Below are 18,375 nucleotides of genomic sequence, written 5' to 3' on the forward strand. Positions count from 1 at the left end.
TTTCTACCTGTCGAGTTGGCGATCTGCTTGTGGGTCAGACGTGGGTAAATAGAGACGCATGCAGGTGCCCCTGCCGAGCACGCTGTCGACGCTGATGGCGCCATTGCTCTGCTTGGCGAAGCCATAGACCTGGCTGAGGCCCAGGCCGGTTCCCTTGCCGAATGCCTTGGTGGTGAAGAACGGCTCGAAAATGCGTGGCAGCACGTCAGGGGCGATCCCGCTTCCGCTGTCCTGCACCTCGAAGCACACGAAGCTGCCATGCAACCCCTCCACCTCACCGACAAGCTCGACAACCTCGGCCGCCATACGGATTTGGCCACTGCCCGGGATAGCATCGCGGGCATTGAACAACAGGTTCAGCAGCACCATCTGCAACTGCCCTGCATCCACTTCTATTGATGGCAAGGTTGACGGCAGGTGATGCTCCAGGTCGATGTCACTGGGCAGCGAATGTTCCAGCAGCCCACGGGTGGCGGCGATCAGTTCCAAGGGCGCGACGCGGCTGACATCGAGTTTGCGGTGTCGGGCAAAACTGAGCAGTTGCTGGGTCAGTTCGGTACCCCGCTGCCCGGCGTCGACAATGTGTTGCAGCATACGTTGGATACGCGCCGGGTCCTGAGCGTTCATGGCCAGCCGTGCCGAGCTCAGGATGATGGTCAGCATGTTGTTGAAATCATGCGCCAGCCCACCGGTCAGTTGACCAAGGGCTTCGAGCTTCTGCGCCTGGAACAGCTGGGCACGCACAGCATCGAGCTGCAGCGCAGAATCGCGCCGGTCAGTGATATCCCGGGTAACCTTGGCCAGGCCGACGATCTGCCCGAGATCGTCACGGATCACGTCCAGCGCGGCCATCGCCCAGAATTGCGAGCCGTCCTTGCGCACGCGCCAGCCCTCATCCTGCGCCACCCCCTGCTCCAGCGCTTGGCGCAGCAGGCGTTCGGGGCGCCCTTCGGCACAATCCTGAGGGGTGAAGAACAACGAGAAATGCCGGCCGATCACTTCATCTGCGCGGTAGCCCTTGATCCGTTCGGCGCCAGCGTTCCAGGAAACCACGCGCCCATCCGGGTCGAGCATGTAGATGGCGTAGTCCACCACCGACTGAACCAGTTGTTCATAGCGGTGAGCGGGAATGACGGGGTGATCGAGGCAGTCAGCTGAAACCATGCAAACTCCACAGGCACAGCGGGAGGTAGAAAATAGGCCTAACCAGCAGTGTCACCCTGCATCCGCCCTGTGGCAACTGTTTGTCAGCGGTCACGGTCGACCAGTACAGGGCTCACTCGACGCGGCAGCGCCACCTTGAGCAGCCACAGGCCCACCAGCAGAATGCCGCCGCCGCCCGCCAAAGCCATCATGCGTTGGGGTTGCGGGTGCTCGGCGTCAAACCCTAGCATCAGCAAATAACCGCCGAGGCTGATGAGGCTCACATAGAGAAACGCCCCCAGCAGTGTCACCAGGGCGAACAACAGACGCCATATAAACCGCGGGCGCACCACACGACCACTTGCATCGGACGAACTGGCCCGAGTCATCGCTTCATAACCATTGGATCCAAATGAGGGGCAACAGTGGCGTAATGACAGCAAGGTGTCAATCACCCATTCGAGCACCCTTCACACCCTTGATCATAGGTGCTGCGGTTGACTCAACTATAACAATGGGTTATAAAGCGCGCTTGAATGCAAGGCTCTTCTACTTAAAAGCATTGACTTAGAAGCATGCCGGTCGCTCAGACCCATTCAAGTGCGAGTGTGGTGGAATTGGTATACACAGCAGACTTAAAATCTGTCGGCGTGAGCCTTGCGGGTTCGAGTCCCGCCACTCGCACCAAATTCCTTCGAAAAGGCGCCCTTGTGGCGCCTTTTTTCGTCCTGCGGAAATTCCCGGCGCAACTGCTAGAGTGGAGTTTGTCCCCGTCCACTGGAACGCCGCCATGCGCTACTCCCTGTTCGATGGTCAACGCGACGTCATCATCCTGATTGCCCGCATACTGTTGATGATTCTGTTTGTTGTATCCGGCTGGGCCAAACTGACTGGTTTTGAAGGTACGGTCAGCTACATGACATCACTAGGCGCGCCTGCGCCAATGCTTGCCGCAGCAGTTGCAGTGGTGATGGAGTTCTTTGTCGCCATCGTGCTGATTCTGGGGTTCTATACCCGCCCACTGGCATTTCTGTTCGCACTGTTCGTGCTGGGCACCGCGCTGATCGGCCACCCGTTCTGGAACATGGTCGACCCCGAACGCAGCGCCAACATGACTCAGTTCCTGAAAAACTTGAGCATCATTGGCGGCTTGTTGTTGCTGGCAGTGAGCGGCCCCGGGCGTTTCTCGCTGGACCGCCGTTGACTCAATCGTCTTCGCAGTCGTCGTGCCAGGCTGGGTGATCACGGTCCTCGTCATCGAGATCATCCAGCGTTTCCTCATCTTCTTCGACTTCGTCTAGCGCGCCTTGGGCATCTGCTTCGTACTCGATGTCGTCGTAGAGGAATTCGTGGTCGAGCAGGTGGTCATGCTCGGGTTCGTGCAGGTCGTCTTCGTCGCGCATGCTGGCTCCTGGATTGGCGGGAGGCCTATATAGGCTGAACAGTGGGCAAGGTCAATGGATGGCCGCTTAATGCTGGGTTAACCGGGCGCGGGCAGTCTGCAGGCTCTCCCTTCAAGCGTTCCTTGCCCGCCATTTAATGGCGGGCTTTTTTTGCGCGGGGGGTTTGTTGATGACGGGGAAGCACCTGGCTTGAATACCCGCAGCAAACGACAGCCGTATGACACCCTCTTCACATATTATCGACAACCTGCTTGGCACACTGGCCTTGCTCCGTACGTTCTTTAGCCCGCCCATTGTCGGCGGGCTTTTCTTTTGCCGCTTAATAACTGCCTGACGCCATGTTGGGCCTAGCCCCTTTCCTCGCTCCAACCACTATGCGGCGTCACCCAGAAAACACGCTAAGCTCAGCTATCCGATGCCTTGGTAATCGGCGTTTCAACGCGCTTGCCCATCGTCGCTCTGGCGATCCACACCGACGAGCCTATTTGGCTCAAAGAGGGTGTTCCAATGGCGACAATCGAGACAAAAGCGTTCGCTAGAGGGCTGCTGAAGGTTGAAAACGCTTGGCAGGCCTATGTCCTGTCGCGCAAGTCCACCCAGGGGCTTGCCGGCCTGGAGCTGATGGCCGCGCAGGCGGAGTGCGACCGCGACTTTATCAGGTTCCAAAATCAGAGCCAGCAGTTCTACGCCGAAGTGCGCAAGCGTATTGGCGACGCTGAAAAGCTGGAGGTGGACAGGGCGCTGTATCCTCAGCATTTCCCCACACGCCCATCAGCAGACAGCTGAAAGCCCACAAAAAAACCGGCCACTGGCCGGTTTTGCTTTAACGTCTCAAACGCAAGGCCTAGCCCTTCGAATTGGACCACCTGGCCGAAGGCTGCCTGGGGCCGACGCGATCGGAAGCGCCAATACCGGAAGCCACCTCCTGGATGGACCCGCCTTTTGAGAGGAATACTTTGATCTGCTCGTCGAGCCGCAGGTGGGCTTTGTGCGTGGGGGACTGATGGGAGGCATTCATGACTGAACCTCGATAGGGAAGTCACTGGAATGCAGCAACTCGTTTGTCACTATACGCCTCATCCGTCACTGACGGGGTGAATTCCCCTGCCCGCCCCAACTGCCAGCAGTTAAAGAGCCTCCATCCGCCGGTCACCGGAAGGCGGCGGCGCTTTCAAGATGTGGGAAAAGCTCCCGGTCAAGCCGAACCGAAGCTCTTTGGGCATCACGAACGTGAAGTGGATCAGCCATGAGCCATCGCCGAGCAACAACGTTTCGCTTCGGTATCGTAGGACTTCCGCTTCGCTTATGCCGATCGCTACTGCGACTTCCTGATTGCTGGGCTTGCGATCCATTGAGATGACTCCCTCCGACATTGCGCCGGGAAGCCATCAATACTCCTCCTCCGGCTACATAAGCGCTACTTAAAAATTTGCCTACCCGTGTGTGGGCACAGAGGGTGCTTACACCGTCAGTGTTCTGCAGCACGAGCGGTGCTACGCTGCGGGCGACTTCGCCACCCAAGGAGCAGGGAATGAGTTTTGACTGGCACGCAGGGCCGATCACCCGTGCAACCCCGCTGGACAAGAACTACCGCAACACGCAGAAGGTCCGGCAGTTCATGGTCGGCGAATGCGGCGATGGCTTCAAGTTCGATCGCACCTTCATGGCCTGGATCAAGGGCGGCGAGCCCGTAACACTGGGCGACGTTGCTGATGAATGGCTGCGTAGAAGAGCAGTTCTATCTGATATGGCCGGCGTTGATGATCATCGCCATGAAGGTCGGAGGTAAGCGCCTGCTGGTGGCAACCGGCGTCATTCTCGCTATCGGTTCCTTCGCGGTGAGTGAGTACTTCCTGGCTCGCGCCCCCTCGTTCGCTTATTACATGCTGCCTTCCAGGGCAGGCGAACTTCTGGTCGGTGCCCTTCTGTTCCTGTGGCAGGACTCGCGACGCATCCCTGCCTCCGCTGCCAACTTGGCAGGTGCAGTGGGCCTGGCCATGGTTGCCGGATCGATTCTCTATCTTGACGAGAAGAATGGTTTCCCTGGCGTTCGGTCGATTACTCCGTCCCTGGGCACGGCACTCGATCTGTTGGGCAACACATCGAAGATTGAACGGATGAGCATTTAAACTGCCATCTCTGCAAGCCCGCCACCTCGGCGGGCTTGCACTTTTACAGTCTGACCTGGCCGGGATGCCTTGCTCTTGCACATTGAGTCTTAGACATGACCATGGTCAGGCAGTTGAGGAATAGTCTGTCCGTTGGCCAAAGCACTGGCTTCAAGCTTCGCACGCTCCGCGCTTAGAAAAACATAAGCGGCTTGCAGTGTAGTGATCTTCGTTTGAATCTCGGCCATCTTGGCGGCTACCAAAACCACACCGCGCGCGCAATCGATGTTATTACCCCGCCTGGCCGCAAGAATTTCCCCAATCTCTGCGAGTGAAAAACCTCCGCTCTGCGCACTCTGAATGAAGGCTAAATCGACAACGGTCTGTTCGCTGTAGCTGCGGTAGTTGTTGGCTTGTCGATGGGGCACGATAAGGCCGAGCTGTTCGTAATAGCGCAATGCGTGGCGGCTGATCCCACTCCGGCGCTCCAACTCACCAATGTTCACGGTAAAAAATCCTTGACTGTAGAGTAGGCTCTACACCTTAGCCTGCGCCGATCAGCTAAACAAGGATTCAGTCATGAGTGCGGAATGCTTCATCACAGGTGGCAGTGGGTTTGTGGGGCAACATCTACTGAGCCGTATTACGGCGAAAGGGCACAAGACCTGGGTGCTTATGCGCACCCCTGGAAACATAGAGCGTCTCAGGGAACAGGTAGGCCAACTGGGAGGTAACCCTGCGCTTATCCATGCCGTTGAGGGCGATATCAGCAGGGAGGGGCTTGGACTCAGCGAGGCAGACAAGCAAAACGTGTCTTCGGCCACTGTGATTTTCCACCTCGCTGCGCAATTCTCCTGGGGACTGACACTGGAGCGTGCTCGCGCAATTAATGTTCAGGGTGCTCTGAGCGTGGCCAAGCTTGCGGCTAGCCAACGCATCCGACTGCTGATGGTGGGCGGTTTCATGCTACAAAACCTTACCCACCTCAACAGTATCGGAGTTGATATCACATGCCCCGAGAACACAGACTGGCCTGCGGTCTACGCCCGTGTAGGTGGCTATGAAGGCAGCAAACTCGAATCCCATTTTGCTGTCATCCGCTACATGCAAGACGCAGACGCGGATTACACGATTGTTCATCCTGCTACGGTGTGTGGCCACAGCGAGAACGGACATATCTTGGAAGGCCAACCGTTTTCCGAACTGATTCGAAACCTGGCACAAGGCCAGTTCAAAGCTGTACCCGGCTCTGTCAGGCATTGGTTACCATTAGTCAGCGTCGATTACCTGGTGAAGATGATGATTTGCGTGGCCTTCGACCCCTTCATGGCCAACCGTCAGGTCCTGGCGCTCTATGAGCGAACACCGAGCTTACAAGGGATGCTTCTGCAGATCGCAAAAACGCTAGACGTCAAGGCACCCCGCCGCCATGTACCAATAGGGTTGCTCAGGTCGCTATTGACCATTCCCGGACTGGCGACCCGGTTCGCGATCAGCGCCGAGTCATTAAATTTTATTCAGGTGCAGCGCTTCGATATGGGTATGAGTAGACAACTGGAACGGAAGTATCAATTAACCCATCCCAACATGACACGTGCTATCGAGAACACGGTGCGCTACGTCAAGGACTACGTGACGAAGCCATAATCTAGCCCTTTACAGAGATGCTTGCCCTCTGCGCACATTGGCATTTATTGCTGCCCTTTATGCACTCTATTTTCTTCGCAGACCAAATAGTTAATTTCAGACCGTTTGGTTGGTCAAAAGGATCGACACTTAGCCTCGCCCACGAGCAATCCAGCATACATTAACAAGGAATGTACTGATGCAATCTCAATTCGGCAAAGGTGTCCTCTTTGCACTCTGCGCCGCTGCACTGAATGCAACAATCGGAGTATTCAGCAAGGTGCTGATGAACAGTGGGTTCAGCCCCAGCAGTATCGCCCTGATAAAGACCGTACTCGGCTGCCTACTGCTGTCAGTCTTGCTGCTGTTCCTCAAGCGGCCTTGGCATACGGCTAAGTGGCTCCATGCAGCCGTCTGCGCCTTTCTCGGCATTTTCGTGTTGTTCCACTTTGAAACCTCGGCCTATAACCATTACGCCGCAGCGGGCGTGGTGGTGATCCTGATGGCAAGTGCTTCCATTTCTTCGTTATTACTGGGCCGGATAGTCCTCAAGGACCCAATCACCGCCAACGCAGCGGTAGGTGCCGGATTGACGATAGCCGGTATTGCCGTGGTTTTTGGAGCAGACCTGGAACAAGGTTTTTCGCTGCAAGGCGCAGTGCTCGCGTCGATTGGAGGCTGCGGTTATGGCGCGTTTTCGGTTGCCATGAAGCGCATGGGCGTTTCTGGAGGACTGCATTTCACTCGGCAGCTATTGTTTTTCGGGAGTCTTTACCTGCTGATGCCGGCTGCAACCAATGGGTTCATCATGGGAGAGCTGTCACGGGTGGCGGTCATGGCTTTGGTGGCCCTGGCTGCATTGCCGACCATCCTCGGTTTCTTCTGCACCACCAAGGCCATCGAGTATTTAAAGCCATCACAAGTTCAAGCACTGGAACTGACTGAACCGCTGTTTGCCGCACTTCTGGCGTTCGTGGTCCTTAATGAGGTACCGCGAGACACGTTGTACTGGGGGGCCGGGCTCATCCTCACTGGACTGTGTTTCTCAAACGAATTGATCCGATTAGGCAAGAAGACAGCACAGCCGTCTGCGGTGTAATTCGCTTTTGGAGTCAGCACTCGGCGCACACACCAAGCGCATCTATCGCCGAACGGGTGAGCGCGTAAGCCCCACCAAGCAATGGCCAGATTCGGAACTGACGAAGGACGGGCGTTACCAGGTCTTCGGCTCTGACTTCTTGTACGAGCCACCGGTCATGCACTTTTCGACCAGGTCTTCCCGGGCCTTGTTGTCTGGAAGCGTTTTGAGGTAGTCCGGCTGGCAGTGTTCGGCAGTGGGCTCGTAGGCGGCAGTATCGGCGGCTTCTTCTTTGCAGCCGGCCAAGCCCATAGCAAGTGCAGCAGCGAGCATTGTGGTAAGGGTGCGCTTCATGAGGTTCCTTCCTGTGAAATGGGCGGGCGTTATACCAAAGATCGAAATGCCCTGCAAAACGTGGCGCAGTGCCATCAACCAGCCAGCGCCCTACCCTATCCAACCATAACGCCTCACCAGAGATGGCGGCACCTGCATCATCAATTCCATGCGCAGGGACGATATGGCGCGCGTTTACCGCCGCGTCGGCGCCATCGCCAACCCCTCGAAAGGCTGAAGTTTCGAAACTCCACCTCTGTAGATTCGGAACCCCTGTCTTTTTCGACCCACAAAGAAAAACCCCGCAGACGTTAATCTGCGGGGCTTTCGAATAATGGAGGCCGAGGTCGGAATCGAACCGGCGTAGACGGATTTGCAATCCGGAGCATAACCACTTTGCTACTCGGCCTCAAAGTTTGGAGTTAGCCGCTTGCGCCTTTCTATCTCCTTGAAACACTGAACCTTTTTCAAAGTTCGCTGCGTTTCGATGGGCGCCATTATGTCTGCATTCAATGAACCTTGCAACCCCCTGAACAGAAAAAAATTTCAAGGGGTTCAAGGTGTTAGCGCAAGCGGCCGAGCTTGCTCCAAAGCCCCACCACGGTGTTCTCCACCGTGCCGCTGGCGGCCATGCCGATGCGTTCCTGCAGGCTCTTGCGCTCAGCAAAGTGCAAGTGGAACAGGTTGGCGTTGCGGGCGCGGTCGCTCAGGTATTCGTCGCTGGTCTGCAGCTCGTCCACCAGCTTGCGGTTAAGCGCTGCCACGCCCAGCCAGACTTCGCCGGTGGCCACTTCGTCCATGTGCAGCTGTGGCCGATAGCGGGCGACAAAATCCTTGAACAGCTGGTGGGTGATGTCCAGGTCTTCCTGGAACTTCTCCCTGCCCTTCTCGGTGTTTTCACCGAACACCGTGAGGGTGCGCTTGTATTCGCCGGCGGTGAGCACCTCGAAATCGATGTTGTGCTTCTTCAGCAGACGATTGACGTTGGGCAGTTGCGCCACCACACCAATCGAACCCAGCACGGCAAAGGGTGCGCTGACAATCTTCTCGCCAATGCAGGCCATCATGTAACCACCGCTGGCCGCCACCTTGTCGATGCACACGGTCAGCGGGATGCCTGCCTGGCGAATACGCGCCAGTTGCGAAGCGGCCAGGCCATAGCTGTGCACCAGGCCACCGCCGCTTTCGAGCCGCAGCACCACCTCGTCACGCGGGGTGGCGAGGGTCAGCAGGGCGGTGATCTCGTTGCGCAGGCTCTCGGTGGCCGAGGCTTTGATGTCGCCATCGAAATCGAGCACGAAGACCCGGCTCTTTTCTTCAGCCTTGGCTTTTTTCTGCTGTTTTTCCGCCTTTGCCTGCTGCTTGCGCAAGGCCTTGAGCTGGGCCTTGTCGAGCAAACCCGACTCCAGGCGCTCGCGCAGCTCTTTATAGAACTCGTTCAGACGCGTGACCTGCAGCTGCCCGCCCGGTTTGCGCCGCCCTTTGCCGCGCAAACCGGCAATAGCCGACAACACCACCAGGATGGCAATCACCAAGGTGGCGGTTTTAGCGAGAAAGCTTGCGTATTCGGCAAGAAACTCCACGTTGACTCCTTCAAAGACTGGCGCCAGTTCAGCGCGTAACTGCTACAAGCATACCGGTGCGCCTGAGGCGCTGCCAGCCGGTGTAAACGCTGGCAACACAGTTCAAACAACCTTTTCAAACGCTTGTATGTTTTTTCGTTGACAGCCTGTGTGGCACATCCTAACCTCGCAGCAACCTCCAACAGGCCGGATACCTTCGTGGGCAACCTCTACCTGATCCGACATGGCCAAGCCTCCTTTGGTGCCGAAGACTACGACGTCCTCTCAGCCGTCGGTGTGCGTCAGAGCCAGGCCCTGGGCGAACACCTGGCTCAGCTCGGTGTGCGGCTGGATCGTTGCGTGGCCGGCGACCTGCGCCGTCAGCAGGATACCGCACGCCTGGCGTTGGAGGCCTTGCACGCCAGTGGCTGCGCGGTACCGACTGTAGAGACCGACGCGGCGTTCAATGAATTCGATGCCGACGGGGTGATCCACGCCCTGCTGCCGGGGCTGATGGAGCACGAACCCAACGCCCTGCACATCTTGCGCAATGGCGCGCAGCACCGCAGTGAATTCCAGCGCCTGTTCGCCTTGATGGTGCAGCGCTGGCACGATGGCGAGCATGCCGACGACGGCCTGGAGACCTGGCAGGCCTTCACCGCCCGCGTCCAGAAGGGCTTGCAGCGTGTGCTCGAAGCCGCAGGCAGTGGCGACAACATCGCCATCTTCACCTCCGGCGGCACCATCGCCGCCCTGCTCCACCTGGTCACCTGCATTACCCCCAGCCAGGCTTTCGCACTGAACTGGCAAATTATCAACACGTCGCTCAGCCAGCTGAAGTTCCGCGGCCGCGACGTGGCACTGGCTTCCTTCAACAGCCAAGCCCATGTGCAGCTGTTGAGGGCGCCGGAGCTCATCACCTACCGATGAGCCCGGCTTGTTGTGTCCCTGCGGGGACGTGAAAATCACTCTATAAGGAATGCGCCATGACCTCCGTAGCTGATGCCGTTAAGAAGATGCAAGAGAAGTTCAACCCAGCCGCTGCCGCCGGCCTGGACCTGGTGTTCGGCTTCGACATCACCGACGAAGGCAAAAAGTACGCGCTGATCGTCAAAGACGGTACCTGCGACATCCAGGAAGGCGAGAACCCAGACGCCAACTGCACCCTGGTGCTGGACAGCGAGACCCTCAAGGGTATCGTCAGTGGCGAGACCGACGGCATGCAGGCCTTCATGGGCGGCAAGCTGCGCGTCGAGGGCGACATGATGCTGTCGATGAAACTGAGCGAGCTGTTCCCTTCCTGAGTGACGGGCACGCCGAGCGATGAAAAAACCGAAGCCTGACCGGCTTCGGTTTTTTTTTGCCCACCCCATCAAGGCGATTGATCCACTTGCAACACCCTTGTCTATATGACTACTAGGACGCTTGTTCCAGTTCCCGCAGGCCATTAAATTAGCCAATAGTCCTTGCGATCGATTATAAGGAAAACGCATGACGCTCACCGATCAGTCCACCCAGGTACGCCCCGGCGAAGAACTCGACGCGGCCGTCATCGACCCTTATCTCAAGGCCCATATCCCCGGCCTGGCGGGTTTGCCGAGCATCAGCCAGTTCCCTGGCGGCGCCTCCAACCTCACCTACCTGGTCAGCTACCCGGGCCGCGACTTTGTACTGCGCCGGCCGCCGTTCGGCCACAAGGCCAAGTCGGCCCACGACATGGGCCGCGAGTTCCGCATTCTCAATCAGCTCAACGATGGCTTCCCGTACTGCCCCAAGGCGTACGTGCACTGCACCGACGAGCGCCTGATAGGCGGCGAGTTCTACGTGATGGAGCGGGTCAAGGGCATCATCCTGCGCTCGGACATCCCCGCTGAACTCAACCTTGACGTTGCCAAGACCGAAGCCCTGTGCAAAAGCTTCATCGACCGCCTGGTGGAACTGCACCAAGTCGATTACCAGGCCTGCGGGCTGGCCGACCTGGGCAAACCGGAAGGCTATGTGCAGCGCCAGGTCGAGGGCTGGACCAGCCGCTATGCAAAAGCTATCACCGAGGATGCGCCACGCTGGGAGCAGGTCATCGCCTGGCTGCACGAGAAGATGCCCGCCGACCATCCGCGCCCCGGCATCGTGCATAACGACTACCGCTTCGACAATGTGATCCTCGACGCCGACAACCCGATGCGCATCATCGGCGTGCTGGATTGGGAGATGGCCACAATTGGCGACCCGCTGATGGACCTGGGCAACAGCCTGGCCTACTGGATCGAAGCGGGTGACCCGGCGCCGATGCAACTGATGCGCCGCCAACCCAGCAACGCCCCTGGGATGCTGAGCCGTCGCCAGTTCGTCGATTACTACGCCGAGCGCGCCGGTATCCGCCTGGACAACTTCGATTACTACTATTGCTATGGCCTGTTCCGCCTCGCCGGCATCGTGCAACAGATCTACTACCGCTACTACCACGGCCAGACCCAGGACAAGCGCTTCGCTCAGTTCATCCACATGAACCGGCTGCTGGAGCAGATGGCCTTGAAGGTCATCGCCAACACCACGCTCTGACGACAGACAACAAGGAAAACAGCATGTCCAAGACCCACTTGTTCGACCTTGACGGCAAGATCGCCTTCGTTTCCGGCGCCAGCCGCGGCATCGGTGAAGCCATTGCCCACCTGCTGGCCCAGCAGGGCGCCCACGTGATCGTCTCCAGCCGCAAGCTGGACGGCTGCCAGCAGGTCGCCGAGGCGATCATTGCCGCTGGGGGCAAGGCAACTGCAGTGGCCTGCCACATCGGCGAGATGGAGCAGATCCAGCAGGTGTTCGCCGGTATCCGCGAACAGTTCGGGCGCCTGGATATCCTGGTCAACAACGCCGCCACCAACCCGCAGTTCTGCAACGTGCTGGACACCGACCTGAACGCCTTCCAGAAGACCGTGGACGTCAACATTCGTGGTTACTTCTTCATGTCGGTGGAAGCCGGCAAGCTGATGCGCGAACACGGCGGCGGCAGCATCATCAATGTGGCGTCGATCAACGGCGTCTCGCCGGGGCATTTCCAGGGCATCTATTCGGTGACCAAGGCGGCGGTGATCAACATGACCAAGGTCTTCGCCAAGGAATGTGCGCAGTTCGGCATCCGCTGCAATGCGCTGCTGCCAGGCCTGACTGACACCAAGTTCGCCTCGGCACTGGTGAAGAACGACGCCATCCTCAACGCTGCCCTGCAGCAGATCCCGCTCAAGCGCGTGGCCGACCCCAAGGAAATGGCCGGCGCGGTGCTGTACCTGGCCAGCGATGCCTCCAGCTACACCACCGGCACCGCACTCAACGTCGACGGCGGTTACCTGTCCTGATCAGGCCTTGATTGCCTGCAGGGTGTAGCTCAAAGGCAGGCGTGACGGCTGCTGGCGCAAGCGCCACTCGCCGTCGGCACCTTTGTCCATCTGGCCCGGCAGCGCCTCCCAAGGGATGCTCTGGTGCTCGACCAGAGCTGTCAGTTGCAGCCCATGCGCCAGCAACGCACTGATCACCTCGCCCAGGCCGTGGTTCCACTCATGGGTCTCGGTGTGGACCAGGCGCTGATCGGTTTCGACGTACGTCTGGTCGTTATGCCAGACCGTCGGAGTGTCGTGCTCGAAGTACGGATACTCGATCAACAGGCGGCCCTGATGGTCTTCGTTGACCGCCATCAGCATCGGGTGGCCATCGCGCAGGAACAACCGCCCACCCGGTTTGAGCAGGGCTGCCACCGTACGCGCCCACGGTTCGATGTGGGGCAGCCAGCAGAGTGCGCCGATGCCGGTATAGACCAGGTCGAAGCTACCTGCGGGCAACACCTGGTCGGCGGCATAGACATCCGACTCTACATAGTCGATCGGCACCGCGCAGCGCTCGGCGAGTGCCCGCGCCTCGGCCAGCGAAGCCCCGGAGTAATCCAGGCCGCAGACCATCGCGCCCAGGCGGGCGAGCGAGAGGGTATCGGTACCGATGTGGCACTGCAGATGAACGGTGTTGAGCCCGCTGATATCGCCTAGCAACGGCAGGTCGAAGCGAACGGTTTCGGAAAGATGCGCCGGGTGCTCGACGAGCCGTTCGACCTCATAGTCTTTCGAGGCCGCATGCAAAGGGGCTCGTTCGTCCCAACTGCTGCGGTTGAGTTGCAGTGATCGGTCCATGCTTACGTCCTTGTCTACGTGTCAGGTCTCGGCAGCCCTGGTCAGGCCTTCATCATTACAGGCAGGTCGCCGCCGCCGCGCGCCGTTGCAGGGCCACACTGTCATTGTTTTGCGCGTAGTAGTCGACCCGCGTTCCATCTGCTTGCGGATAGATATCCACGAACGCTTCGGCATCGCGGGTATACACCGTGAAACCACCCTGCTTGCGCGGCTCCAGGTAGCCACTGGCATCAACCCCGAACACCGCCTCTTCCTGCCAGCTGAACTGGATGCACTGGGCCACCAGCGCGGGCGCCTTGTGCGAATCGAGCTGCGCGGTCGGCTTGCCGCCACGTGCCGTTTCCATGGTCGCAGAAGCACAACCGACCAGCATCAGTACCGCGGCCATCGGCAGAATTGCTCGCATGTTCAACCCTCAGGGCAAAAAAGAAAGCGACTCTAGCACTGGCAGGCACTGCGAGTGAATTGTTGGCGGCACGCCGCTGTCGCAGTAAGGACATGCCGTCACAAGGAAACCGCCATGAAACTGCATCACCTGCTGCCTTCACTGCTGCTCGCCGCCCTGCCCTGCCTGCCGCTTGCCGCCTCTGCCGCGCCCTCGGCCGAAGAAAGCATCACCGGGCCGGAAACCCACAACCGCGAACTCAAGGTAGGTGACAAGGCCCCCGACCAATACAAACGCGATGACCAGACGGTAAAAGACTGGAAAGCCAAAGGCCTGCCGGCCCCCGAAAAGGAAAGCCACTGGGTGCGCATGGGCGAGCACTATGTGCTGGTGCAGATCACCAATGGTGTGGTCCTGGCCATCCACCCCGCGTCCTGACCCTGCCGAGCTACACATAGGCCGCCATGTGCACCGTGTTGCGCCCGGCGGCCTTGGCCTGGTACAGCGCTGCATCGGCCTGGGCAAGCAGGCTGGCCGTGTTGTCGTTGGCGCCGGGCACACTGCACCACAATCCGACACTGAAACGCAGCTCGATTTCATCGCTGGCAAAGCGTGCGGGGCTGCGGGCAATGGCCTCACGCAAGCCCTGCAGCGCCGCCATTGCGCCAACGCGGTCGGTTTCGGGCAACAGCAGCAAAAATTCCTCGCCGCCATAGCGGCCCAGGCTGTCTCCCTGACGCAAGCGTTGCTGCAACTGGCGCACGCAATGGCACAGCACCTCGTCACCGGCCAGGTGCCCGTACAGGTCGTTGATGCGCTTGAAGTGATCGATGTCGATCATGGCCACGGCCAGGCTGCTCTGCGCGTCCCGGGCGCGGTCCAGCTCGACGACGAAGCGCTCGAGGATCGCCCGGCGATTGTAGGTACCCGTGAGCACATCGCGCAGGGCCAGGTGCTGCAGGCGTGATTCGCTGCGTTCCTTTGCCATCAGCACCAGCCCGATCGAATACATCATCACCGTGGCCGTGCCGATTGCCACCGAAATGCTTTGCTTGAGGTTACTGGTGTCGTAGCGCATTTCCACGGCCGTGCCATTGGCCACAGCCACGGCGCGCATGCCCAGCCCGACCAGGCTGATCAGCGCACCGATCTGCAGCAGCAGGTGCGCCCTGCCCGGCCGCTCGACGTAACGCCGCGCCCAATACAGGATCATCGAACACTGCAGCATCAGCACCAGCGTCGCCAGCAACATGCGGGGCTCAAGGGTATCGAGCAGCAGCATCAGCCCCAAAAGCATGACGGCGGGAATGACGAAGATCATCCGCCACGGGATCACTTGCTCGCGCACCCGGAACAGGCTGGCCGAATAGAACGCCAAGGCCAGGGACAGCAGGCTGTTGCCCAAGCCATAGCTGACCCACAACGGCGCTTGGGCATAGAGCGTGTAGCACACATAGGCCAAGGCATGCACCAGCAGCCCGCAACCGGTCAGCATCAGGTTGTCGCGGCGGTTGCTGCGCCCGACCAGCAGCAGGCAGAAGGCCAGAATGGTTGCAACCAGGGCAACGGCGGCGAACAACGTGGGGGTGTGGGCGATCATCGTGATTCACCGTGTGGCAGTTTGCCGTCTTGGCTGCGGCTTGCTGTGCAGTTTAGTGGCCGACCCGCGGCTCGGCCATGACCGAGCGGGACAGAACAGCAGCCGGCAGGCACGCCGCCGATCGCGCGCCTGACAAAATTTTGCCTGCCAAGGAAACCAAATGGACCGTTCCCAGTCTCAGGAAGTGCCCCGTAAACCTTTGCGGATCAAGGACCTATATCGTGATGACCCGCCTTGCAAGCTTCTCGTTGGTTGCCGCCATCCTGCTGACCGCTGGTTGCCACAGCCATCGCTACCATGACGACGACGATGGCTGGCGTGATCGCGACCGTGGCCAGCGCCACCATCATCGGCATGACCGCGACGATGACGATGACCACCGTCAATACCGCGGTGACCGCTACTACCGCTGAAGCGTCTTTGCACCCCTGACCCGCCGCCCGTTGCGCGGCACCTTTACCTGATGATTCCTTTTGAGGTTCGTACCATGCGTCTGACTCTGCCTTCCCTTGCTCTCGGCCTGCTGCTGTGCCAGGGCGCTTTCGCCGGTGACGGTACCGCCGCCATTGGCGGTGGCCTGGGTGGTGTACTGGGTAACGTTGTCGGTCAACAGATCGGCGGCAGCACCGGCGCTGCGATTGGTGCCGGTGTCGGCGGCGCGGCCGGCAGTGCGGTAGGCGCACGCAAGGGCAACCGCACCGAAGCCGCCATCGGCGGTGGCCTGGGTTCGGCGGGTGGTTCGCTGCTGGGCGGCAAGGTCGGTGGCTCTGCCGGTTCGACCATCGGTGCCGGCCTGGGCGGTGCTGCAGGGGGTGCCATCGGCAACCACCTGGGCGACAACAACGGCAAGAAGCACCGCCGTCACCGCCACTGATCCAGGTGACCAAGGGGTTGCTCGGCAGCCCCTTTTGCTTGTGAAACCCTGCAGCACGTCAACACACCCTTCACCGCAAGCTGGCACACTGGCTGCTACTGTCTACCGTGCCCCCGTGTGAAGGAACACCCCCTCCCCATGAACCAAGAGCTGCTCTGGGTCCTCGGCCTGCTGGCCATCGTCGTCGTCCTCTTCATCATCAACCGCCCGCGCATGGACGTGGTCGCGCTGATGGTGATTCTCGCCCTGCCGTTATCGGGCATCCTTACCGTGGAACAGGCCCTGGCCGGCTTCAGCGACCCCAATGTGGTGCTGATCGCTGCCCTGTTCGTGATCGGCGAAGGCCTGGTACGCACCGGCATCGCCTACCGCATTGGCGAGTGGATGAGCGAGCGGGCCGGCAACAGTGAAGCGCGCCTGCTGGTATTGCTGATGGTGGCGGTAGCGGGGTTGGGCTCGGTGATGAGTTCGACCGGGGTGGTGGCGATCTTCATACCGGTGGTGCTGAGCATCGCCGCGCGCCTCAAACTGTCACCCAGCCGCCTGATGATGCCCTTGAGCTTCGCCGGCCTGATCAGCGGCATGCTCAGCCTGGTGGCCACGCCCCCCAACGTGGTGGTGCACAGTGAACTGGTGCGCCATGGCGAGCAGGGCTTCAACTTCTTCAGCTTTACCCCGTTCGGCCTGGTGGTGCTTGTGCTGGGCATCGGCTACATGCTGCTGACGCACCACTGGCTCAATGGTGAAGTGCGCAAGGACGGCCGCGTGGAAACCCGCCGTACGCTGCTCGACCTGGTGCTGGACTACAAGCTCAACGGCCGCGAGCGGCGCCTGCGCATCCGCCCCCACTCGCCGCTGATCGGCCATACCCTGGGCGAGCTGGAGCTGCGCACCCGGCATGGCGCCAACGTGATCGGCATCGAACGCCAGCACAAGTTCACCACGCGGGTCATCGCGGCCGACTCCAACACCGTGCTGCACCAAGGTGACGTGCTGTTGCTCGACCTGTTCGCCAACCGCGACGACCTGCGCAGCCTGTGCCAGACCATGCAACTGGAACCCCTGCACTTCAAGGCGGCGTACTTCATCGACCAGTCCCAGGAGCTGGGCATGGCCGAAGTGTCGCTGCCTCCCGGCTCGCAGTTGGTCGGCAAGAGCATCCTCGAGCTGGCGTTCCGTAGCCGCTTCGGCCTCAACGTGGTGGGTTTGCGCCGTGAACAGGCCGCCATCGAAGAGCAACTGGTGGAAGAAAAGCTGCGCCTGGGCGATACGCTGCTGGTGGTCGGCCCCTGGAAAGCCGTGCGTCAACTGCAAAGCAACCCCCACGACTTTTTGGTGTTGAGCCTGCCTGCCGAAGTCGATCAGGTCGCCCCGGCCCGCAGGCGCGCACCTCAGGCCTTGCTGAGCCTGGCGGTGATGGTCGGCCTGATGGTCAGCGGCGCGGTGCCCAATGTCATCGCCGCCTTGATCGGCTGCCTGTTGATGGGCGCGGGCCGCTGCATCGACATGAACAGCGCTTACCGGGCCATCCATTGGCAGAGCCTGGTACTGATCGTCGGTATGCTGCCCTTCGCCCTGGCCCTGCAGAAAACCGGCGGTATCGACCTGGCAGTGACCGGCCTGGTCAGCTTGCTCGGCGACGCCGGGCCCAGGGCCATTCTGGCCTGTCTGTTTGCCGTGACCGCAGTGATCGGCCTATTCATCTCCAACACCGCCACCGCCGTGCTGATGGCACCGGTAGCAATCAGCACCGCCACGCAGTTGGGCATGTCGCCCTACCCGTTCGCCATGACTGTGGCCCTCGCCGCATCGGCAGCGTTCATGACGCCCGTCTCGTCACCCGTCAACACCCTGGTGCTCGGGCCTGGGCAGTACCGCTTCGGTGACTTCGTCAAAGTCGGCGTCCCTTTTACCTTGCTGGTGATGCTGGTCACCGTACTGATGGTGCCGTGGTTCTTCGGCTTGTGATGAAATCGACAGGGGGTGCAGGCAATTTGCCATTATCCAGCCGGATCGCGGCAGATTGACACCCACTGCCCTGTGGAAACACACTGATACGTAATTGCCCCAGGTGCTTCAAGGCGTTGTCCT

At 59.9% G+C, this 18,375-nt stretch carries 24 protein-coding genes and 2 tRNA genes; 15 read left to right on the forward strand and 11 right to left on the reverse strand.

All coding sequences use genetic code 11. The features are described from left to right. Positions 1–3: 3 nt before the first annotated feature. Together HU770_RS13170 and HU770_RS13175 are read right to left on the reverse strand one after the other, a co-directional pair. Complete coding sequence (locus HU770_RS13170; RefSeq protein WP_186660085.1) at positions 4–1,164, reverse strand: ATP-binding protein; 1,161 nt, start codon at positions 1,162–1,164, stop codon at positions 4–6. 83 nt (positions 1,165–1,247) lie between these two features. After that, positions 1,248–1,532 (reverse strand): hypothetical protein, encoded by a 285-nt coding sequence (locus HU770_RS13175; RefSeq protein ID WP_186663839.1) that lies wholly within the window; start codon positions 1,530–1,532, stop codon positions 1,248–1,250. 213 nt (positions 1,533–1,745) lie between these two features. Here HU770_RS13175 and HU770_RS13180 point away from each other — a divergent pair. Together HU770_RS13180 and HU770_RS13185 are read left to right on the forward strand one after the other, a co-directional pair. Then, a tRNA-Leu gene (locus HU770_RS13180) sits at positions 1,746–1,830 on the forward strand. Positions 1,831–1,933: 103 nt separating this feature from the next. Further along, positions 1,934–2,347 (forward strand): DoxX family protein, encoded by a 414-nt coding sequence (locus HU770_RS13185; RefSeq protein WP_033696831.1) that lies wholly within the window; start codon positions 1,934–1,936, stop codon positions 2,345–2,347. A gap of 1 nt (position 2,348) precedes the next feature. Here the strand turns inward: HU770_RS13185 and HU770_RS13190 are convergent, their stop codons facing one another. After that, positions 2,349–2,546: a hypothetical protein gene (locus HU770_RS13190; protein ID WP_186663840.1), complete on the reverse strand. Its 198-nt coding sequence runs from the start codon at positions 2,544–2,546 to the stop codon at positions 2,349–2,351. Between the two features lie 507 nt (positions 2,547–3,053). Here HU770_RS13190 and HU770_RS13195 point away from each other — a divergent pair. Next, complete coding sequence (locus HU770_RS13195) at positions 3,054–3,332, forward strand: hypothetical protein (RefSeq protein ID WP_033696828.1); 279 nt, start codon at positions 3,054–3,056, stop codon at positions 3,330–3,332. A gap of 341 nt (positions 3,333–3,673) precedes the next feature. Here the strand turns inward: HU770_RS13195 and HU770_RS13200 are convergent, their stop codons facing one another. Continuing rightward, positions 3,674–3,898 carry a hypothetical protein gene (locus HU770_RS13200; protein ID WP_186660092.1) on the reverse strand — a complete coding sequence of 75 codons (225 nt, stop codon included), beginning with the start codon at positions 3,896–3,898 and terminating at the stop codon, positions 3,674–3,676. 179 nt (positions 3,899–4,077) lie between these two features. On the opposite strand from HU770_RS13200, the gene HU770_RS13205 reads away from it, so the two are divergent. Continuing rightward, positions 4,078–4,335: a DUF6434 domain-containing protein gene (locus HU770_RS13205; protein ID WP_050506020.1), complete on the forward strand. Its 258-nt coding sequence runs from the start codon at positions 4,078–4,080 to the stop codon at positions 4,333–4,335. Next, entirely contained in the window at positions 4,307–4,675 is a 369-nt protein-coding gene (locus HU770_RS13210; RefSeq protein WP_186663841.1) for a hypothetical protein, read from the forward strand. Before HU770_RS13205 ends, HU770_RS13210 begins: the two co-directional genes overlap by 29 nt. 89 nt (positions 4,676–4,764) lie before the next feature. On the opposite strand, the gene HU770_RS13215 is transcribed toward HU770_RS13210, so the two are convergent. Next, a complete protein-coding gene (locus HU770_RS13215) occupies positions 4,765–5,160 on the reverse strand; it encodes a MerR family transcriptional regulator (protein ID WP_186660097.1) in 396 nt (131 codons plus the stop codon). Between the two features lie 73 nt (positions 5,161–5,233). Here HU770_RS13215 and HU770_RS13220 point away from each other — a divergent pair, with 73 nt between their 5' ends. Continuing rightward, positions 5,234–6,301 carry an SDR family oxidoreductase gene (locus HU770_RS13220; RefSeq protein ID WP_186663842.1) on the forward strand — a complete coding sequence of 356 codons (1,068 nt, stop codon included), beginning with the start codon at positions 5,234–5,236 and terminating at the stop codon, positions 6,299–6,301. 178 nt (positions 6,302–6,479) lie between these two features. Beyond that, positions 6,480–7,379 (forward strand): EamA family transporter, encoded by a 900-nt coding sequence (locus HU770_RS13225; protein WP_186660101.1) that lies wholly within the window; start codon positions 6,480–6,482, stop codon positions 7,377–7,379. A 114-nt stretch (positions 7,380–7,493) separates the two neighbouring features. Here the strand turns inward: HU770_RS13225 and trbK are convergent, their stop codons facing one another. From trbK to sohB, 3 genes are all read right to left on the reverse strand, one after another. Further along, positions 7,494–7,712: an entry exclusion lipoprotein TrbK gene (trbK, locus tag HU770_RS13230; protein WP_033696822.1), complete on the reverse strand. Its 219-nt coding sequence runs from the start codon at positions 7,710–7,712 to the stop codon at positions 7,494–7,496. A 314-nt stretch (positions 7,713–8,026) separates the two neighbouring features. Then, positions 8,027–8,100 (reverse strand) — tRNA-Cys (locus HU770_RS13235). A gap of 154 nt (positions 8,101–8,254) precedes the next feature. Further along, positions 8,255–9,274, reverse strand: a complete 1,020-nt coding sequence (sohB, locus tag HU770_RS13240; RefSeq protein WP_186660103.1) for a protease SohB — start codon at positions 9,272–9,274, stop codon at positions 8,255–8,257. A 198-nt stretch (positions 9,275–9,472) separates the two neighbouring features. On the opposite strand from sohB, the gene HU770_RS13245 reads away from it, so the two are divergent. The 4 genes from HU770_RS13245 (at position 9,473) to HU770_RS13260 (ending at position 12,603) form a co-directional block, all read left to right on the forward strand. Continuing rightward, the gene (locus HU770_RS13245) at positions 9,473–10,183 is read left to right on the forward strand and encodes a histidine phosphatase family protein (RefSeq protein ID WP_186663843.1); all 711 of its coding nucleotides are present in this window, start codon (positions 9,473–9,475) and stop codon (positions 10,181–10,183) included. Between the two features lie 56 nt (positions 10,184–10,239). Then, positions 10,240–10,557, forward strand: coding sequence for an SCP2 sterol-binding domain-containing protein (locus HU770_RS13250; RefSeq protein ID WP_186660108.1), 318 nt, complete (start codon positions 10,240–10,242; stop codon positions 10,555–10,557). Positions 10,558–10,744: 187 nt separating this feature from the next. Further along, complete coding sequence (locus HU770_RS13255; protein ID WP_186663844.1) at positions 10,745–11,812, forward strand: phosphotransferase family protein; 1,068 nt, start codon at positions 10,745–10,747, stop codon at positions 11,810–11,812. Between the two features lie 23 nt (positions 11,813–11,835). Beyond that, positions 11,836–12,603 (forward strand): SDR family oxidoreductase, encoded by a 768-nt coding sequence (locus tag HU770_RS13260; RefSeq protein ID WP_019470688.1) that lies wholly within the window; start codon positions 11,836–11,838, stop codon positions 12,601–12,603. Here the strand turns inward: HU770_RS13260 and HU770_RS13265 are convergent, their stop codons facing one another. Next, positions 12,604–13,425 (reverse strand): class I SAM-dependent methyltransferase, encoded by an 822-nt coding sequence (locus tag HU770_RS13265; RefSeq protein ID WP_186663845.1) that lies wholly within the window; start codon positions 13,423–13,425, stop codon positions 12,604–12,606. Positions 13,426–13,480: 55 nt separating this feature from the next. After that, positions 13,481–13,831 (reverse strand): hypothetical protein, encoded by a 351-nt coding sequence (locus HU770_RS13270; RefSeq protein WP_186660115.1) that lies wholly within the window; start codon positions 13,829–13,831, stop codon positions 13,481–13,483. 114 nt (positions 13,832–13,945) lie between these two features. Here HU770_RS13270 and HU770_RS13275 point away from each other — a divergent pair, with 114 nt between their 5' ends. Beyond that, positions 13,946–14,248: an RcnB family protein gene (locus tag HU770_RS13275; protein WP_095064291.1), complete on the forward strand. Its 303-nt coding sequence runs from the start codon at positions 13,946–13,948 to the stop codon at positions 14,246–14,248. A gap of 10 nt (positions 14,249–14,258) precedes the next feature. Here the strand turns inward: HU770_RS13275 and HU770_RS13280 are convergent, their stop codons facing one another. Continuing rightward, entirely contained in the window at positions 14,259–15,410 is a 1,152-nt protein-coding gene (locus HU770_RS13280; RefSeq protein WP_186663846.1) for a GGDEF domain-containing protein, read from the reverse strand. A 224-nt stretch (positions 15,411–15,634) separates the two neighbouring features. Between HU770_RS13280 and HU770_RS13285 the strand changes: the two genes are divergently transcribed. From HU770_RS13285 to HU770_RS13295, 3 genes are all read left to right on the forward strand, one after another. After that, positions 15,635–15,823: a hypothetical protein gene (locus HU770_RS13285; protein WP_186663847.1), complete on the forward strand. Its 189-nt coding sequence runs from the start codon at positions 15,635–15,637 to the stop codon at positions 15,821–15,823. A 74-nt stretch (positions 15,824–15,897) separates the two neighbouring features. Beyond that, positions 15,898–16,284 carry a glycine zipper domain-containing protein gene (locus HU770_RS13290; protein ID WP_033696807.1) on the forward strand — a complete coding sequence of 129 codons (387 nt, stop codon included), beginning with the start codon at positions 15,898–15,900 and terminating at the stop codon, positions 16,282–16,284. 138 nt (positions 16,285–16,422) lie between these two features. After that, positions 16,423–18,252: an SLC13 family permease gene (locus HU770_RS13295; protein WP_186663848.1), complete on the forward strand. Its 1,830-nt coding sequence runs from the start codon at positions 16,423–16,425 to the stop codon at positions 18,250–18,252. Positions 18,253–18,375: the final 123 nt, after the last annotated feature.

This window comes from Pseudomonas sp. SWRI68 (assembly GCF_014269165.1).
In the GTDB taxonomy this organism is placed as follows: Bacteria; Pseudomonadota; Gammaproteobacteria; order Pseudomonadales; family Pseudomonadaceae; genus Aquipseudomonas; species Aquipseudomonas capeferrum.

Bases quoted from the DNA above. Each gene is read 5' to 3' on its own strand.
- HU770_RS13285 (WP_186663847.1), top strand. From the start codon at position 15,635: ATGACCCGCCTTGCAAGCTTCTCGTTGGTTGCCGCCATCCTGCTGACC.
- HU770_RS13200 (WP_186660092.1), bottom strand. From the start codon at position 3,898: ATGGATCGCAAGCCCAGCAATCAGGAAGTCGCAGTAGCGATCGGCATA.
- HU770_RS13185 (WP_033696831.1), top strand. From the start codon at position 1,934: ATGCGCTACTCCCTGTTCGATGGTCAACGCGACGTCATCATCCTGATT.
- HU770_RS13190 (WP_186663840.1), bottom strand. From the start codon at position 2,546: ATGCGCGACGAAGACGACCTGCACGAACCCGAGCATGACCACCTGCTC.
- HU770_RS13225 (WP_186660101.1), top strand. From the start codon at position 6,480: ATGCAATCTCAATTCGGCAAAGGTGTCCTCTTTGCACTCTGCGCCGCT.
- HU770_RS13220 (WP_186663842.1), top strand. From the start codon at position 5,234: ATGAGTGCGGAATGCTTCATCACAGGTGGCAGTGGGTTTGTGGGGCAA.
- HU770_RS13255 (WP_186663844.1), top strand. From the start codon at position 10,745: ATGACGCTCACCGATCAGTCCACCCAGGTACGCCCCGGCGAAGAACTC.
- HU770_RS13260 (WP_019470688.1), top strand. From the start codon at position 11,836: ATGTCCAAGACCCACTTGTTCGACCTTGACGGCAAGATCGCCTTCGTT.
- HU770_RS13265 (WP_186663845.1), bottom strand. From the start codon at position 13,425: ATGGACCGATCACTGCAACTCAACCGCAGCAGTTGGGACGAACGAGCC.
- trbK (WP_033696822.1), bottom strand. From the start codon at position 7,712: ATGAAGCGCACCCTTACCACAATGCTCGCTGCTGCACTTGCTATGGGC.
- HU770_RS13195 (WP_033696828.1), top strand. From the start codon at position 3,054: ATGGCGACAATCGAGACAAAAGCGTTCGCTAGAGGGCTGCTGAAGGTT.
- HU770_RS13275 (WP_095064291.1), top strand. From the start codon at position 13,946: ATGAAACTGCATCACCTGCTGCCTTCACTGCTGCTCGCCGCCCTGCCC.
- HU770_RS13170 (WP_186660085.1), bottom strand. From the start codon at position 1,164: ATGGTTTCAGCTGACTGCCTCGATCACCCCGTCATTCCCGCTCACCGC.
- HU770_RS13210 (WP_186663841.1), top strand. From the start codon at position 4,307: ATGATCATCGCCATGAAGGTCGGAGGTAAGCGCCTGCTGGTGGCAACC.
- HU770_RS13280 (WP_186663846.1), bottom strand. From the start codon at position 15,410: ATGATCGCCCACACCCCCACGTTGTTCGCCGCCGTTGCCCTGGTTGCA.
- HU770_RS13295 (WP_186663848.1), top strand. From the start codon at position 16,423: ATGAACCAAGAGCTGCTCTGGGTCCTCGGCCTGCTGGCCATCGTCGTC.
- HU770_RS13250 (WP_186660108.1), top strand. From the start codon at position 10,240: ATGACCTCCGTAGCTGATGCCGTTAAGAAGATGCAAGAGAAGTTCAAC.
- HU770_RS13290 (WP_033696807.1), top strand. From the start codon at position 15,898: ATGCGTCTGACTCTGCCTTCCCTTGCTCTCGGCCTGCTGCTGTGCCAG.
- HU770_RS13205 (WP_050506020.1), top strand. From the start codon at position 4,078: ATGAGTTTTGACTGGCACGCAGGGCCGATCACCCGTGCAACCCCGCTG.
- HU770_RS13270 (WP_186660115.1), bottom strand. From the start codon at position 13,831: ATGCGAGCAATTCTGCCGATGGCCGCGGTACTGATGCTGGTCGGTTGT.
- HU770_RS13175 (WP_186663839.1), bottom strand. From the start codon at position 1,532: ATGACTCGGGCCAGTTCGTCCGATGCAAGTGGTCGTGTGGTGCGCCCG.